This is a genomic window from Mesorhizobium sp. CNPSo 4684, from assembly GCF_057784315.1.
The window spans coordinates 138,306-151,090 of the sequence record NZ_JBWLUX010000005.1; the positions used below are offsets into that span (position 1 = coordinate 138,306).

The 12,785-nt window shown below is 63.2% G+C and carries 15 protein-coding genes; 8 read left to right on the forward strand and 7 right to left on the reverse strand.

What is annotated here, in order from left to right:
• Positions 1–4: 4 nt before the first annotated feature.
• Entirely contained in the window at positions 5–178 is a 174-nt protein-coding gene (locus AC04SG_RS06320) for a hypothetical protein (RefSeq protein WP_488550327.1), read from the reverse strand.
• Between the two features lie 103 nt (positions 179–281).
• On the opposite strand from AC04SG_RS06320, the gene AC04SG_RS06325 reads away from it, so the two are divergent.
• A complete protein-coding gene (locus AC04SG_RS06325; protein WP_488550328.1) occupies positions 282–1,187 on the forward strand; it encodes a LysR substrate-binding domain-containing protein in 906 nt (301 codons plus the stop codon).
• A 42-nt stretch (positions 1,188–1,229) separates the two neighbouring features.
• Here the strand turns inward: AC04SG_RS06325 and AC04SG_RS06330 are convergent, their stop codons facing one another.
• The 4 genes from AC04SG_RS06330 to AC04SG_RS06345 form a co-directional block, all read right to left on the reverse strand.
• Positions 1,230–1,730, reverse strand: a complete 501-nt coding sequence (locus tag AC04SG_RS06330) for a DUF2314 domain-containing protein (RefSeq protein ID WP_488550329.1) — start codon at positions 1,728–1,730, stop codon at positions 1,230–1,232.
• Positions 1,731–1,898: 168 nt separating this feature from the next.
• Positions 1,899–2,972: a glycoside hydrolase family 25 protein gene (locus AC04SG_RS06335; RefSeq protein ID WP_488550330.1), complete on the reverse strand. Its 1,074-nt coding sequence runs from the start codon at positions 2,970–2,972 to the stop codon at positions 1,899–1,901.
• A gap of 285 nt (positions 2,973–3,257) precedes the next feature.
• Positions 3,258–3,449, reverse strand: coding sequence for a hypothetical protein (locus tag AC04SG_RS06340; protein ID WP_112561471.1), 192 nt, complete (start codon positions 3,447–3,449; stop codon positions 3,258–3,260).
• Between the two features lie 118 nt (positions 3,450–3,567).
• Positions 3,568–3,966, reverse strand: a complete 399-nt coding sequence (locus AC04SG_RS06345; protein ID WP_488550395.1) for a GFA family protein — start codon at positions 3,964–3,966, stop codon at positions 3,568–3,570.
• Between the two features lie 198 nt (positions 3,967–4,164).
• Between AC04SG_RS06345 and AC04SG_RS06350 the strand changes: the two genes are divergently transcribed.
• Positions 4,165–5,199: an isopenicillin N synthase family dioxygenase gene (locus AC04SG_RS06350; protein ID WP_488550331.1), complete on the forward strand. Its 1,035-nt coding sequence runs from the start codon at positions 4,165–4,167 to the stop codon at positions 5,197–5,199.
• Between the two features lie 62 nt (positions 5,200–5,261).
• Here the strand turns inward: AC04SG_RS06350 and AC04SG_RS06355 are convergent, their stop codons facing one another.
• Entirely contained in the window at positions 5,262–6,218 is a 957-nt protein-coding gene (locus AC04SG_RS06355; protein ID WP_488550332.1) for an alpha/beta fold hydrolase, read from the reverse strand.
• A gap of 122 nt (positions 6,219–6,340) precedes the next feature.
• Entirely contained in the window at positions 6,341–6,589 is a 249-nt protein-coding gene (locus tag AC04SG_RS06360; RefSeq protein ID WP_008875526.1) for a ParB N-terminal domain-containing protein, read from the reverse strand.
• 154 nt (positions 6,590–6,743) lie between these two features.
• Here AC04SG_RS06360 and AC04SG_RS06365 point away from each other — a divergent pair, with 154 nt between their 5' ends.
• From AC04SG_RS06365 to AC04SG_RS06390, 6 genes are read left to right on the forward strand one after another with little or no spacing between them, the layout of a single operon-like run.
• Positions 6,744–8,384 carry a N,N-dimethylformamidase beta subunit family domain-containing protein gene (locus tag AC04SG_RS06365; protein WP_488550333.1) on the forward strand — a complete coding sequence of 547 codons (1,641 nt, stop codon included), beginning with the start codon at positions 6,744–6,746 and terminating at the stop codon, positions 8,382–8,384.
• 1 nt (position 8,385) lies between these two features.
• A complete protein-coding gene (locus AC04SG_RS06370) occupies positions 8,386–9,759 on the forward strand; it encodes an aminotransferase family protein (protein WP_488550334.1) in 1,374 nt (457 codons plus the stop codon).
• A 10-nt stretch (positions 9,760–9,769) separates the two neighbouring features.
• Positions 9,770–10,699, forward strand: coding sequence for a 3,5-dioxohexanoate:acetyl-CoA acetone transferase (gene kce, locus AC04SG_RS06375; protein WP_488550335.1), 930 nt, complete (start codon positions 9,770–9,772; stop codon positions 10,697–10,699).
• 35 nt (positions 10,700–10,734) lie between these two features.
• Positions 10,735–11,232, forward strand: coding sequence for a 2-thiouracil desulfurase family protein (locus tag AC04SG_RS06380; protein WP_488550336.1), 498 nt, complete (start codon positions 10,735–10,737; stop codon positions 11,230–11,232).
• Between the two features lie 21 nt (positions 11,233–11,253).
• Complete coding sequence (locus AC04SG_RS06385) at positions 11,254–11,760, forward strand: GNAT family N-acetyltransferase (protein ID WP_488550337.1); 507 nt, start codon at positions 11,254–11,256, stop codon at positions 11,758–11,760.
• A complete protein-coding gene (locus AC04SG_RS06390; protein WP_488550338.1) occupies positions 11,757–12,785 on the forward strand; it encodes a histone deacetylase family protein in 1,029 nt (342 codons plus the stop codon). The genes AC04SG_RS06385 and AC04SG_RS06390 overlap by 4 nt, the downstream gene beginning before the upstream one ends.

The window sequence follows — 12,785 nt, forward strand, 5'->3', positions numbered from 1 at the left end:
TGCTTCAGCGAATGGTGCCGGGAGGCACGCGTCCGTCAAGCATACCGATATCCCTGAGGAAATGATCCGACAGCGAGCGGTGGTCGAGCAGGCCGCGCCTGCGGGGCCTGAACGGCGCGGTGAAGAGGTCGAGCACCGGGCGGCGAAGCGTGTTGTAGAGAGCGGTTGCGGTGGTCATTGCCGTATCCTCCAGGGTTGATCTGATGGACACAACATGCCGTTTCCCGGTCTTGGTTTCCAATCGAACGTCGCGTAGTATGCATCAGGAGAATTGATGCGTCATGAGTTGGGAACTGCCGCCATTAGGCGCTATCAGGGTGTTTGAAGCCGCCGCGCGACTGGGCAGTTTCACCAAGGCAGCCGAAGAACTCGGCATGACCCAGTCAGCCGCCTCCTATCAGATCAAGGTGCTGGAAGAACGCGCCGGGACGCCGCTTTTCATAAGAAAAACAAGGCAGATCGCCTTGACCGAGGCTGGACAGCAGCTGGCGCCGCACGCATCCGGCGCATTCTCGTCGCTGGCCGATGCATGGGTCGCCACCAAGGGTGGAGCGACCGGCGTGCTTTCCGTCACGACGATGGGGACATTTGCGTCGAACTGGCTGGCGGTGCGGCTTGGAACATTCCAGCTGATGCATCCTGACCTAGCCGTTAAGGTGGATACATCGTCCCGCCTGATCGATTTCACCCGCGAGGACATGGATATCGGTATTCGAACCGGCGATGGAAAATGGCCCGGTCTGACAGCCCATTATCTGTTCAAGGCGGATTATACGCCAATGCTCAGCCCAGAACTGGCCGAGAGTGTCGGCGGCGTCCGCCATCCCGAGGATCTCTACAAGGTGGCGCTATGCGGCCCTGACGATCCCTGGTGGAAAACCTGGTTCGAGGCAGCCGGCGTGCCCTTCGATCCCGATCGCGTCATCGCCGGTCCGGCGCTGGGCGCGCAGGCTTACGATGTGATGGCGGCACTGACCGATCAGGGCGCGGCAATCCTCACCCAGAACCTCTACAGCGCCCTGCTGGCGAAGGGCCAGCTGATACAGCCCTTTGACGTCGTTGGATCCGATGGCGACGGCTATTGGCTGGTGCACCTGGAAAGCCGCCGCAACACGCCCAAGATCAAGGTGTTCCGCGACTGGGTGCTGGCGCAGACGGCTGACATACGCGAACGCGAAAGGCGATAGCGCTCAAGGCGCGGTGACAAGCTCGCCCCGCCGCCTCGAGGCCTAATCCTTGAAGGTCAGCCCGAACTTTGCGACCTGCTCCTTCGGCATGTCCGCAAGCGCCTGGCGCGTGGTGTAGCCGCCGTAGATCACCTTGCCGTTCTTGATCATCCAGTCCTCGACGTCGGCCTCAGTCACCGTCATCCCGTCGCCCATCTTGTACTTGTTGCCGTTGACCGGCACGTCGGCGAGCAGGCCGATATAGGAGCCGTCGCTGTAGCCGACCAGCTGCAGCCAGATGTGCTCGGTGGCGCCGTTCTGGGTCAGCGGGAATTTTACCGTGTACGTGCCGGGCGTGCCGGCGGCCATCAGTTCGTGGAAGCGCTTGAGGGTAGAGCGGCCGCTGTCCTTGGCAGCCTGCATCGCCTTGTCCTCGGTGGAATAGGACACGACGTTTTGCTTCGACTCCGCCAGCGAAGCGCCGCCCGGCATATGTCCGAGCGAATTGAAAACGCCGTAGCCGACAGCTGCGACAACAGCGATTACCACAATTGGATTGCGCATGGCCCCCTCCGAAACCCGATCACGGGCACGTTACCGGAAGGCTGTTGCGATACCGCTAAAGGACAGAGTGACCGGATCGTTAGCGCGACGCTGAAAATTCAAGCCAAGGCATCGCAATGGCCGCAGGCGCAGGTTCCAGCGGCATTGTCGCCAGCCCTGCGGGAAGCGTCAGTTGGCGTCGGCGACGGTCGTCTGTCCGCCCGCCCATGCCCGCCAGGCGCGCTCGTCGCCATGGAAGACGTTGAGGTCGATTCGACCGGTCACACCGTGCGACAGGCCGGAACCGGAATACTGCCAGAACAGCCATTTGCGGCCGGGATAGACTTTTGAGGGATGCCGCGCCACAGCGCGCAGCCAGAACGGATAGTCTGGAAAGGCGCCCTTGAGATTGTCGCGGTAGAAATCCGGGCTGGTGTAGATGATGGGCCGCTGGCCGTAATGGCGCTCGAGCTTGTCCATGAACACCTGCATCTTCTCCAGCACCGTGGCACGCGAAGGCCGCCGCTTGCAGGAGGATTCGCCGTTCCATTCGACATCGATCACCGGCGGCAGCGCGCCGTCCATCTTCGGCACATTGCGGATGAACCAGTCGGCCTGCTCGCCGGCGGTGCGGCACCAGTAGAAGAAATGATAAGCGCCGCGCTTCAGCCCGGCGGCGTCGGCATTGCGCCAGTTCTTCATGAACATCGGGTCGAGATGATCGCCGCCATCGGTCGCCTTGATGTAGGCGAAATTGGCGCCCTGGGCGCGCAGCTTGCTCCAGTTGACGTTGCCCTGCCAGCGCGAGACGTCGACGCCATGCACGGCGAGATAGCGTGGCGACGCCTTGCCAAAATTGATCGGCTTGGCATCACGAAAGCCGTAACGGGTCACCGGCGAGGCCGGCATGGCCGGCGCCGCACGCGTCAGCCGCTTTGGCGGCGACATCAGCGCTACCGGCTCAAGCTGCGGCCTGGTGTTCCCATCGGCCGAAGGCGTGTCCGCGACAATGACCTCCTCTTCCTCGACCATGGAGAAGGGCGGCGCATTGTCGGCCACGGCATTGTCGGCCGCAGTGTTGTCGGACCGCATCGGCGCGAGGTCGGCGGTCTCCACCGGAGCCGCCGCGACCGGAGCTCTTGGCCGCACGACCGAACTGGTCGTCTCGTTCGACGGCTGCAAGGCATCGACGCCCGCTGTGGACGAGCAGGCGGCAAGGCACAGCGATGCCACCATAAAACCGACGACGCCTGAAATCCGCATCTGGACCTGTACGCAAAACACAACAGACCGAAGGCAAACAGACGCCGCCGGACAAACCGGCTTCGATTACTAACGATAAATTACCAACAAAGATTGAATCAAGTTGTTAGGTATAATTTTGACCGTTTTCCCTTCTCCCCTTGTGGGAGAAGGTGGATCGGCGCGCAGCGCCGAGACGGTTGAGGGGTGTTCCGGCGGAGTGAGGCGTTGGCGTTCCCTGGAACACCCCTCATCCGACCGAGCTTCGCTCGGCCACCTTCTCCCACAAGGGGAGAAGGGAAAACCCTACCTGCCCAGCCATTGCTGCATGCAGCTTTTGGCCACCACATGCGCGGGGGGCACGGCGTCAACAGCAGGGCGACGCGCTCGTTCGAGCAGCAGGCGAACCTGTTCGGGGCGCACGCGATCACGCTCCATCACGAGCAGGACCATCGGATCGCTCAAAAGCTCGTCCAGGGTGTTGATTCTGTCGCTCATCGGTCGTCTCCTCGAATACCAGACCCGCAGCCGATAGATAGGCAGGCAATCATGGCCCGCCAATGACGTTTTGCCGGCTATGTCGTGTTTTCGGGATTACTTTCTGGTAAGGTCGGCATCAGTTCGGAGGCGGCGCACCTTCATGTTGTGGCAGGCCGTCATCGAGCCGCAGCCAGGGCTGCTTCGAGGCGGTCCACATATGCATTTCCGGCTTGAACAGCGAGGGATCGTCGAGCGAGCCGGTGGTGATGCCGACGATCCCGGCGGAATCGCGCCGGGAAAACAGCGTCGTGCCGCAGGCGGCGCAAAATCCGCGCTTGAGGTCCGGAGAGGTGTTGACCGTCGCCACTTGCCCCTCGACCGCGACATCGTCGATGCGAAACAGCAGACGCGCGTTGAAGGCCGCGCCGATCACCTTCTGGCAGCGCCGGCAATGGCAGACGCGCTGGTTGACCGGTGCGGCCTCGGCACTGTAGCGCACTGCCCCGCAATGGCACCCACCCTGATATTTCGCCATCATCTGAACCCATCACTCCGAAGATCTTCGGAACGTATCGACGGGCAGCTTTCGGTCAATTGAAAAGGCCTGATGGGAACCCATCGATTGCCCTGATACCACTGATGAACTGCAGGTGGCCTAACCTCCCGCACCGGCGCAGGATTGACAGCGGGCCGGCCGCCGCGCCTGTCTTGTGGCTGGGACCGGGAGGAAATCATGGCGCAGGACATTGAAACCATTGGAGTCAGGGACTTGTTCGGGCCGCCCTCTCCCAGCCGCGAGCGCACCGACGCGCGGATCCTGGCCGCGGCCTCCGGCATCGGCTTCATGGCAATCCGGGATTTTCCGGGCGACGAATGGCTGACGCGGGACAAGCGATTGCTGCTGCTCAACATCTTTGCCTTGCCCGAGGCCGAAAAGGCAAAGCTGCTGCGCTGGAATTTCGACCGCAGCAAAAAGAACGTCTATCGCGGCTGGTTCCCGCTGCAGCCGACTGCCGTCTCCTACAAGGAAGGCATCGACATGGGGCCGGACATTGCGCATGCGAAAACCGCCGGCGTCTACGATGCGGATGATCCTCTGCGCGAGCCAACGCCCTTGCCCGCCGAAGCAGTATTGCCCGGCTGGCGAGAAGCTGCCGCACACTACTACCTGGCGATGGAAGCGCTCGGCAACGCACTGATGCGCTCGATCGCGCGCGGCCTCGGCCTACCAGAAACCATCTTCGATGCCGATTTCGACGGCGGCATCTCGACGCTGCGGTTGATCCGCTATCCCTTGCGCGATGCCAACAGCGGCCTCGACCTGAGCGGGCCGGAATTCTCGGTCGTCCACAAAGGCGAGACGCGCACCATCATCGGGCGCGAACATGCCGATTCCGGCTTCGTCACGCTGCTGGCGCAGGATGGCGTCGAGGGCCTGCAGGCGAAGAACCTTGCCGGCGAATGGATCGACGTGCCGCCCGCCGACGGCACGCTGGCGGTCAATTTCGGTCAGTTGCTCGAGCGCTGGACCGGCGCCCGGGTACGGGCGACGCTGCACCGGGTGATTGCGCCGAAGACAGCGCGCTACTCGATCCCGTTCTTCTATGAGCCGCGTGTCGATGCCGAGATCGCACCGCTGCCGCTGGCAGGTGCGGCGCCGTTCGAGCCGTTCCTCTATGGTGATTATCTCTGGGAGACGGCGATGAATTTCGTCGAGATGAGCGGCATCAAGCATTTGCGCGAGCCGCGCCGCGCCAAGGCTTCGTAGCTTCGCAGGCACAAAAAACCGGCCGTCTCGCTGGAGACGGCCGGTTTCAACTTCCGGCAGACCTACTCGGTTTCGCTGACGACTTCGTCCCAGGTCTTTACCTTGGTTTCGCCGTTGAGGAACGGCAGCGCCGCGGCCGTCAGTTCCGGCGCAAAGAAGACGTCGTAGTGGGTGCGGTTGGGAATGATGGCCAGCCGGTTCTGCGACAGGTTTTCGCGCATCCAGCCGGCATCCTTCAATCCACCTCCGAGCATCTGGTAGAACTTGATCTCGTGCTCGGGCTTGTACATGTCGCTGTCGCCATAGGCGAGCATGACCGGCATCTTCAGCTTCGCCACATCGGCGGAATAGTCGTAATCCTTGCGCATAAAATTGCCGAGCGCATCGAGCAGTTTCGGGAAATCGTCCGGATACGGCGCCACTGCAACGTAGGACTTGTACATCGGGGTGTCCTTCATGAACGGCGCGGCAGCGGCGCTCACCTGAGCCTGTTGCGGACGCATTTCGTCGTAGAAGCCATCGGCGGCGTAGCCGGTCGATACCAGGACAAGCCTGCGTATTGTCTCGGGGTGCTGGACGGCCATGCGGAAGGCGACGCCGCCGCCCAGCGAATAGCCGAGCACGTCGACCTTATCATAGCCGAGCGCCTTGACGATGGCAGCCATGTCGTCGCCGATCGCCTCCAGGCTGAAGGGCCGTTCGCCAAGCGCGGTGCGGCCATGACCTTGCAGGTCGACCGCAATGATGGTGCGATTCTCGGCCAGCTTCGGCAGCAGCGGCGCGAACATGTCAGACGTGCCGAGGCCGCCATGCAGCAGAAGCAACGGTTCGCCCTTGCCGTAGACGGCGTAATAATAAAACAACCCATTGATAGGCAGCAGGCCGGACCTTTCCGGCGTCGGCACGGCATTGGTCTCGGTCGTCATGGCGGTCTTTGTCTCCTCTGCATTGGTCAGGCCGGGTGCCGCGAACAAGGGCGCAACCGAGGCAAGCATGGCGAAAAAAATCGATCTGGACATGTGTCAGTCTCCTCAGGGTCCGCCCCAAGGACGAGCGAGCGCGCCGCGCGCCGACACGGTCCGCAAAAAAATCTGCGAAGCGACGATCGGCCGGTTGTTGCTGATCGGTCGAAGAGCGCGCCTCAGTGGCGCTTGGCTTGCACCAGATAGGCGTCGATTTCGGTCTCGCCTAGCCATTTGGCGGCTTCGAGCCGGTGCAGGCCCTCGACCAGGATATGACGCTTGCCGTCATGACGGACCTGGATCGGCGTCTTCATGCCGTTTTCCAGTATGTCTTCGGCCAGATGCCGGACCGTTTCGGGATGCAGCGTCTTCTTGCGCGCCGTCGGCACGTAGATGTCGTCGACCTTGACCTTCTGCACTCTCAGCATGCCGGCTCCCGAGGCGGAAAATACCGCCTCGCCTGAGATAGTCGGTTTGCCGGGTGCGGCCAAGGGCGGCTAAGCAATTGCTGGCCCGATCGTTTCCATTTGACGCTTGGCCGGCAGATAGCCGAAATGGCGGCCTGTCACTTTTCCGGTATCCATGACCCAGTTGCCGACCGAATTTCCCGATTTCGGACTGACGTCCGAGCAGCGCCGCGAGGCTGTGCGCGGTCATTATTACGAATGGCCGGGGATGGATGGCGAGCGCGGCGAGATCTGGTGCTATTCGGACCGATTTTCGTATCGTGCCGGTGAAACGGTGGCGCTGCATGTCAGTTCGACCGCGCCGCGCTTCAGCCTCACCGTCGTTCGTGACGGCGGCACCGAGACAAAGGTCTTTGAGCAAACCGGCCTGTCGGCGCGCTGGCAGGATACGCCGGACCAGTGCTCGGTCGAAGGCTGCGGCTGGGAGGCGTCGTTCGAATTTCGGATCGGCGACGACTGGCCGTCCGGCGCCTACAGCATCACGCTGGCGGCGGATGGGCGCGACGGCAAGCCAATCCTTTGCCACCACCTCATCATTGTCGCTGCCTTACCCGGCAGAAAACCCGGCCGGGTGCTGCAGGTGGCGGCGACCGGAACCTGGCTTTCCTACAATACCTGGGGCGGCTCCAACCACTATCAGGGCATCACCGGGCCGAACCGCAATCAATATGCAACGATGGTGTCGACGCAGCGTCCCTGGTGCCGCGGTTTTGTGGTGCTGCCCAAGGACGCGCCGCGCGTGCCGCTGGAAGTCGCGGTGCCGCCAAAGACCGTGCCGCGCTATCCCCATATGGAATGGGCGTTCGCCACGGGACATTCGAAGAAATACACCTCTTCCGGCTGGGCAAGTTATGACAGCCACTTCTTCCGTTTCGCCGAGCGCGCCGGCTACAGCGTCGATCTCGCCAGCCAGCACGATTTGCATTTTGCGCCCGAAATCCTCGACGGCTACGATTGCGTCGTCTTCGTCGGCCATGACGAATACTGGACCTGGGAAATGCGCGACGCTGTCGACACCTATGTCGAGCGTGGCGGCCACGCGGCGCGCTTTGCCGGCAATTTCATGTGGCAGACCAGGCTTGAGGACGAAGGCCGCCGGCAGGTCTGCTACAAATACCGGGCGCGCGCCGAGGACCCCGCCTATCAGGGCGGTGACGTGACCCGCGCCACCAATTCCTGGGAGGCACCGGAGATCGGCCGTCCCGGTGCACTGACCTTCGGCCTCAACGCCACACGCGGTGTCTATGCCGGCTGGGGCGGTTGCGCGCCGCGCGGCGTGCGCGGCTTTCCGGTCTACCGTCCGGAGCATTGGGCCTTTGCCGGCACCGGCATCTATTATGGCGACCTGCTCGGCGCCGACAGCCATGTCTATGGCTATGAGGTCGACGGGCTCGATTTCGAGATCCGCGGTGGCCTGCCCTACCCGACATCGGACAGCGGCGCGCCCGACGGTTTACAAGTGCTGGCCGTCGGCATGGCGAGCCAGGTCGAGGAAAGCGCCGACATCCCGATCGAGGACCAGTTTCTGACCGACGAGGATGGCCGCTTCACCGCCGAAACGCTGTTTGGCGAGCCAAGCGATGCCAATCTGGAAAAAGTCAAACGCGGCAATGGCATGATCGTCAATTTCCCGCGCGGCAAGGGCGAGGTCTTTCACGCCGGAAGCTGCGAATGGGTCGCCGGCCTGCTAAGGCAGGATCCGATGGTCGAGCGCGTGACCAGGAATGTAGTCGACCGCTATCTCGGAAAGACCTGACATGCAGAAGCCCTTCGTCCCCGTATCAGAAGCGCGCGCGCCGTCGCATCTGTTCTACCTCTCCAGCCTGCGCCGGCCGCTGATCGACCGTGCGGAAGGCATCTACATGTGGACGCAGGATGGCCGTCGCTTCATCGACGGATCGAGTGGCCCGATGGTCGCCAATATCGGCCATTCCAACCGCAATGTGCTGGACGCCATGAAGCGGCAGATGGACCGCGCCACCTTCGCCTACCGGCTGCATTTCGAAAACGAGCCGGCGGAAGAACTGGCGCGGAAACTCGCCGGCAAATTGCCCGAAGGCATGGACCGCATCTTCTTCGTCTCGGGCGGTTCGGAAGCGACGGAATCCTGCATCAAGCTGGCGCGGCAATGGGCTGTCGCTACCGGCCAGCCCAAGCGCTGGAAGGTGATCACCCGCTTTCCCTCCTATCATGGCGGCACGCTGGGTTCGCTGTCGATCACCGGCGACGACGCGCTGGCAGAGACTTTCACGCCGATGATGCGGGTGATGCCCACCGTGCCGGCACCAACGGCCTGGCGCGACCGCGACAATCTTTCGATGGAGCAGCGTGGCGTTCGCTACGCCGACATGCTGGAGGAGAAAATCCAGGCCGAGGGGTCGGACAGCGTGCTCGCCTTCATTATGGAGCCCATCGGCGGTGCCGCAACTTCCGCCCTGGTGGCGCCGGACAGCTACTATCCGCGTATCCGCGAGATCTGCGACCGCTATGGCATCCTGCTCATCCATGACGAAGTGATGAGCGGCGCCGGCCGGACAGGCAAATTCCTCGGCGGCGATCACTGGAACTGCAAGCCCGACATTGTCGCGCTGTCGAAGGGGCTGGGCTCCGGCTACGCGCCGCTCGGCGCGCTTGCCGCCCCGATGCGGCTGGTAGAGCCGCTGCTGGCCTCGGGCGGTTTCCAGCATGGCCATACCTATGCCGGCAATCCGCTCGCTTGCGCCGCCGGGTTGGCCGTGCTCGGCGAAATGGACAGGCTCGACCTGATCGCCAACGCCGCCGCCATGGGCGACGTGCTGATGGACGGGCTGAAGGGGCTGGCCAAGCGATTCCCGTTCATCGCCGACGTGCGCGGCAAAGGCCTGCTCACCGGCGCCGAGATGGTTGCCGATCCCGATACGCTGCGACCGATCGATCAGGGCAAGAAAGCCACCCAGCGGCTGCTCGACCTCGCCTATGAACGCGGGCTGATCATCTATGGCCGCAGGGTCAAGGGCGGTGTCGACGGCGACAATTTTATGGTTGCGCCGCCGATGATCGTCACGGCTGAACAGGTCGGCGAGATCATTTCCATCATCGGCGACTCGCTGGAGGTTCTGGCTGCCGAGCTTGACCTGCCGGTCGAAGGCTGAGGGACAAAAGATGGCGCCGAGGAAAGTCATCATCACCTGCGCCGTCACCGGTTCGGTGCACACGCCGTCCATGTCGCCCTATCTGCCGCTGACCCCGGACCAGATCGCCACAGACGCCATCGCGGCAGCCGAAGCCGGGGCCTCGATCCTGCATCTGCATGCCCGCGATCCCAAGGACGGACGGCCGACCGCCGATCCTGATGTGTTCATGCAGTTCCTGCCGCGCATCAAGCAGGCGACCGATGCGGTGATCAACATCACCACCGGCGGCTCGTCGCTGATGACGCTTGACCAGCGGCTGGCCGCACCGCTGCGGGCCCAGCCGGAGATGTGCTCGCTGAACATGGGCTCGATGAACTTTGCGCTGTTCCCGATGCTCGACAAGCCACGGGAGTGGCAACACGAGTGGGAGCCAAAACTGCTCGAAGCCACCCGCGACACGATCTTCAAGAACACTTTTGCCGACATGGAAGGCGTGCTGGAAAAGCTCGGCAAGGGCTGCGGCACGCGCTTCGAGTTCGAATGCTACGATGTCGGCCATCTCTACTCGCTGGCGCATTTTCGCGATCGCGGGCTGGTGTCGGGGCCGCTGTTCATCCAGTTCGTGCTCGGCATCCTGGGCGGCATCGGCGCCGATCCCGACAATCTCATCCACATGAAGCGCATCGCCGACAAATTGTTTGGCGACAGCTACCAATTCTCGGTGCTCGCCGCCGGCCGCAACCAGATGCCGCTGATCTCGATTGCGGCGGCGATGGGTGGCAATGTCCGTGTCGGGCTGGAGGACAGCCTCTATGACGGCCGCCAGCTGGCGAAATCCAACGCCGACCAGGTGCGCCGTATTCGCGGCATTCTCGACGGGCTGTCGCTGGACGTCGCCACACCGGCGGAGGCGCGCGACATGCTGGCGCTGAAGGGTGGCGACCGGGTAGGCTTCTAGGGGCGCACCGGATCGCGTGGTAAAAGGAGGCTGACATGGAAAGGATTCTGGTCTCAGCCTGCCTGCTCGGCAGCCACGTCCGCTACAACGGCTCTTACCGGCTCAGCAACCATCCGGTATTGACGCGATGGCAGGCGGAAGGGCGGGTCGTGCAGATCTGCCCCGAGGTTGCGGCAGGCTTCTCCACGCCGCGCCCGCCGGCGGAAATTCGCGGCGCAGGCGACGCTGTGCTACACGGCCAAGGCCAAGTCGTCGAGCAGACAGGGAACGATGTGACCGCACTCTATCTCGAAGCCGGTCAGATTACGCTGGAACTCGCCCGGGAAACCGGATGCCGCTATGCCGTTCTCACCGACGGCAGCCCGTCCTGTGGCTCCAGCTTCGTCTATGACGGCAGTTTTTCGGGTAACCGCGTGGCCGGCCGCGGCACGACCACCGCGCTCCTGGAAGCCAACGGCATTCGCGTCTTTTCGGAAGACGATATCGGCAAACTTGACGATCTCCTGAACGGCTCAGCCGGAACCGTGGCCTGATCCATGGCGAAGGAGATCAGCATGACCGGCGATATCGTCATCCGCCGCGGCACCATCAAGGACGTCGACACCATCTACGCCGCGCTTCTTCGCCTCGGCGCCCATATCGGCGCGCATCAGGAAATCACCTCCACCGCCGATGATCTCCGCCGTTACGGTTTTGGCGAAAGGCCTGCCTTCTCCACCCTGATCGCCGAGATCGGCGGCGAATTTGCCGGGCTGTGCCTCTCTTTCCCGATCTTCTCGACCTGGATGGGACGGCCCGGCGTCTATATCCAGGACCTCTATGTCGAGGACCGGTTTCGCGGCCGCAAGATCGGCGAAAAGCTGCTGCGCCGGGTCGCGCGCGACTGCCGCAGCGATGGCGGCGCCTATCTCAGGCTGTCGGTCGACACCGACAATGACGGTGCCAAGGCGTTTTATGAGAAGCTCGGCATTGGCTGGGCGCATTACGAGCAGACGCAGAAGATCGTCGGCGAGGCCTTTTTCGCTTTTGCCGATGCAGTGCAGGATGGGGAAACGGAATGAAAGCCTTCTTTGCCGACGAGCAGAAACGCCACGACCCGAAGGCCTTCCTGTCCAGCGGCGCGCCGCAACCCAATCCCGAACAGCCAGAGCGTGCCGAACGGTTGTTAGCCGGCGCAAGAGCTACCGGATTGACGATCGAACGGCCCAGAGATCATGGCCTCGGGCCGGTGGCGGCCGTGCACACGCCCGAATATCTCGCCTTCCTCGAACATATTTTCGCGCGCTGGCAGCGCATTGAAGGCGCTTCGGCGGAAGTCATTCCCAACATCCATCCGTTGGCGCGCGACGGCGCCTATCCTGCCTCGGCGGTCGGCCAGGCCGGCTACCACATGGCCGACACCGCTTGCCCGATTTCGGCCGAGACCTGGCAGAGCGCGCTGTGGAGCGCCTGGAGCGCGGTCGAGGCAGCCGAGGCGGTGATATCAGGCGCGCCTGCCGCCTATGCGCTCTGCCGCCCGCCCGGCCACCATGCCTTTGCCGATGTCGCCGGCGGCTTCTGCTTCATCAACAATTCGGCGGTCGCGGCGCAAGTGTTGCGCAAGCAGGCAGCGCGGGTAGCGATCCTCGATGTCGATCTGCATCACGGTAACGGCACGCAAGGCATTTTTTACGCGCGGCCCGACGTGTTGACGGTGTCGCTGCATGCCGATCCTGTGCGCTTCTATCCGTTCTTCTGGGGCCATGCCGACGAGCGCGGCGAAGGGCCGGGCCTCGGCTATAATTTCAACCTGCCACTGCCGCGCAAATCCGCCGATGCGGCGTTTCTCGAAGCACTTGGTGTAGCGTCCCAGCGTATCCGCGCCTTCGCGCCGGACGCGCTGGTCGTGGCGCTCGGTCTCGACGCGTTCGAGGGTGATCCGTTCGGCGGGCTGTCGGTGACCACACCCGGCTTCTCGCGCATCGGCGAGGCAATCGCCAAGCTCGGCCTGCCGACGGTGATCGTGCAGGAAGGCGGTTATCTCTGCGACGCGCTCGGCGACAACCTCGCCGCATTCCTCACCGGTTTCGGCGGCAAACAGCGCTGA

What these genes read in the sequence shown, in the direction of transcription:
- AC04SG_RS06365 (WP_488550333.1), top strand. Translation starts at nt 6,744, where the DNA reads ATGACCCAGTTGCCGACCGAATTTCCCGATTTCGGACTGACGTCCGAG.
- AC04SG_RS06345 (WP_488550395.1), bottom strand. Translation starts at nt 3,966, where the DNA reads ATGGCGAAATATCAGGGTGGGTGCCATTGCGGGGCAGTGCGCTACAGT.
- kce (WP_488550335.1), top strand. Translation starts at nt 9,770, where the DNA reads ATGGCGCCGAGGAAAGTCATCATCACCTGCGCCGTCACCGGTTCGGTG.
- AC04SG_RS06320 (WP_488550327.1), bottom strand. Translation starts at nt 178, where the DNA reads ATGACCACCGCAACCGCTCTCTACAACACGCTTCGCCGCCCGGTGCTC.
- AC04SG_RS06330 (WP_488550329.1), bottom strand. Translation starts at nt 1,730, where the DNA reads ATGCGCAATCCAATTGTGGTAATCGCTGTTGTCGCAGCTGTCGGCTAC.
- AC04SG_RS06370 (WP_488550334.1), top strand. Translation starts at nt 8,386, where the DNA reads ATGCAGAAGCCCTTCGTCCCCGTATCAGAAGCGCGCGCGCCGTCGCAT.
- AC04SG_RS06350 (WP_488550331.1), top strand. Translation starts at nt 4,165, where the DNA reads ATGGCGCAGGACATTGAAACCATTGGAGTCAGGGACTTGTTCGGGCCG.
- AC04SG_RS06335 (WP_488550330.1), bottom strand. Translation starts at nt 2,972, where the DNA reads ATGCGGATTTCAGGCGTCGTCGGTTTTATGGTGGCATCGCTGTGCCTT.
- AC04SG_RS06380 (WP_488550336.1), top strand. Translation starts at nt 10,735, where the DNA reads ATGGAAAGGATTCTGGTCTCAGCCTGCCTGCTCGGCAGCCACGTCCGC.
- AC04SG_RS06360 (WP_008875526.1), bottom strand. Translation starts at nt 6,589, where the DNA reads ATGCTGAGAGTGCAGAAGGTCAAGGTCGACGACATCTACGTGCCGACG.
- AC04SG_RS06390 (WP_488550338.1), top strand. Translation starts at nt 11,757, where the DNA reads ATGAAAGCCTTCTTTGCCGACGAGCAGAAACGCCACGACCCGAAGGCC.
- AC04SG_RS06385 (WP_488550337.1), top strand. Translation starts at nt 11,254, where the DNA reads ATGACCGGCGATATCGTCATCCGCCGCGGCACCATCAAGGACGTCGAC.
- AC04SG_RS06325 (WP_488550328.1), top strand. Translation starts at nt 282, where the DNA reads ATGAGTTGGGAACTGCCGCCATTAGGCGCTATCAGGGTGTTTGAAGCC.
- AC04SG_RS06340 (WP_112561471.1), bottom strand. Translation starts at nt 3,449, where the DNA reads ATGAGCGACAGAATCAACACCCTGGACGAGCTTTTGAGCGATCCGATG.
- AC04SG_RS06355 (WP_488550332.1), bottom strand. Translation starts at nt 6,218, where the DNA reads ATGTCCAGATCGATTTTTTTCGCCATGCTTGCCTCGGTTGCGCCCTTG.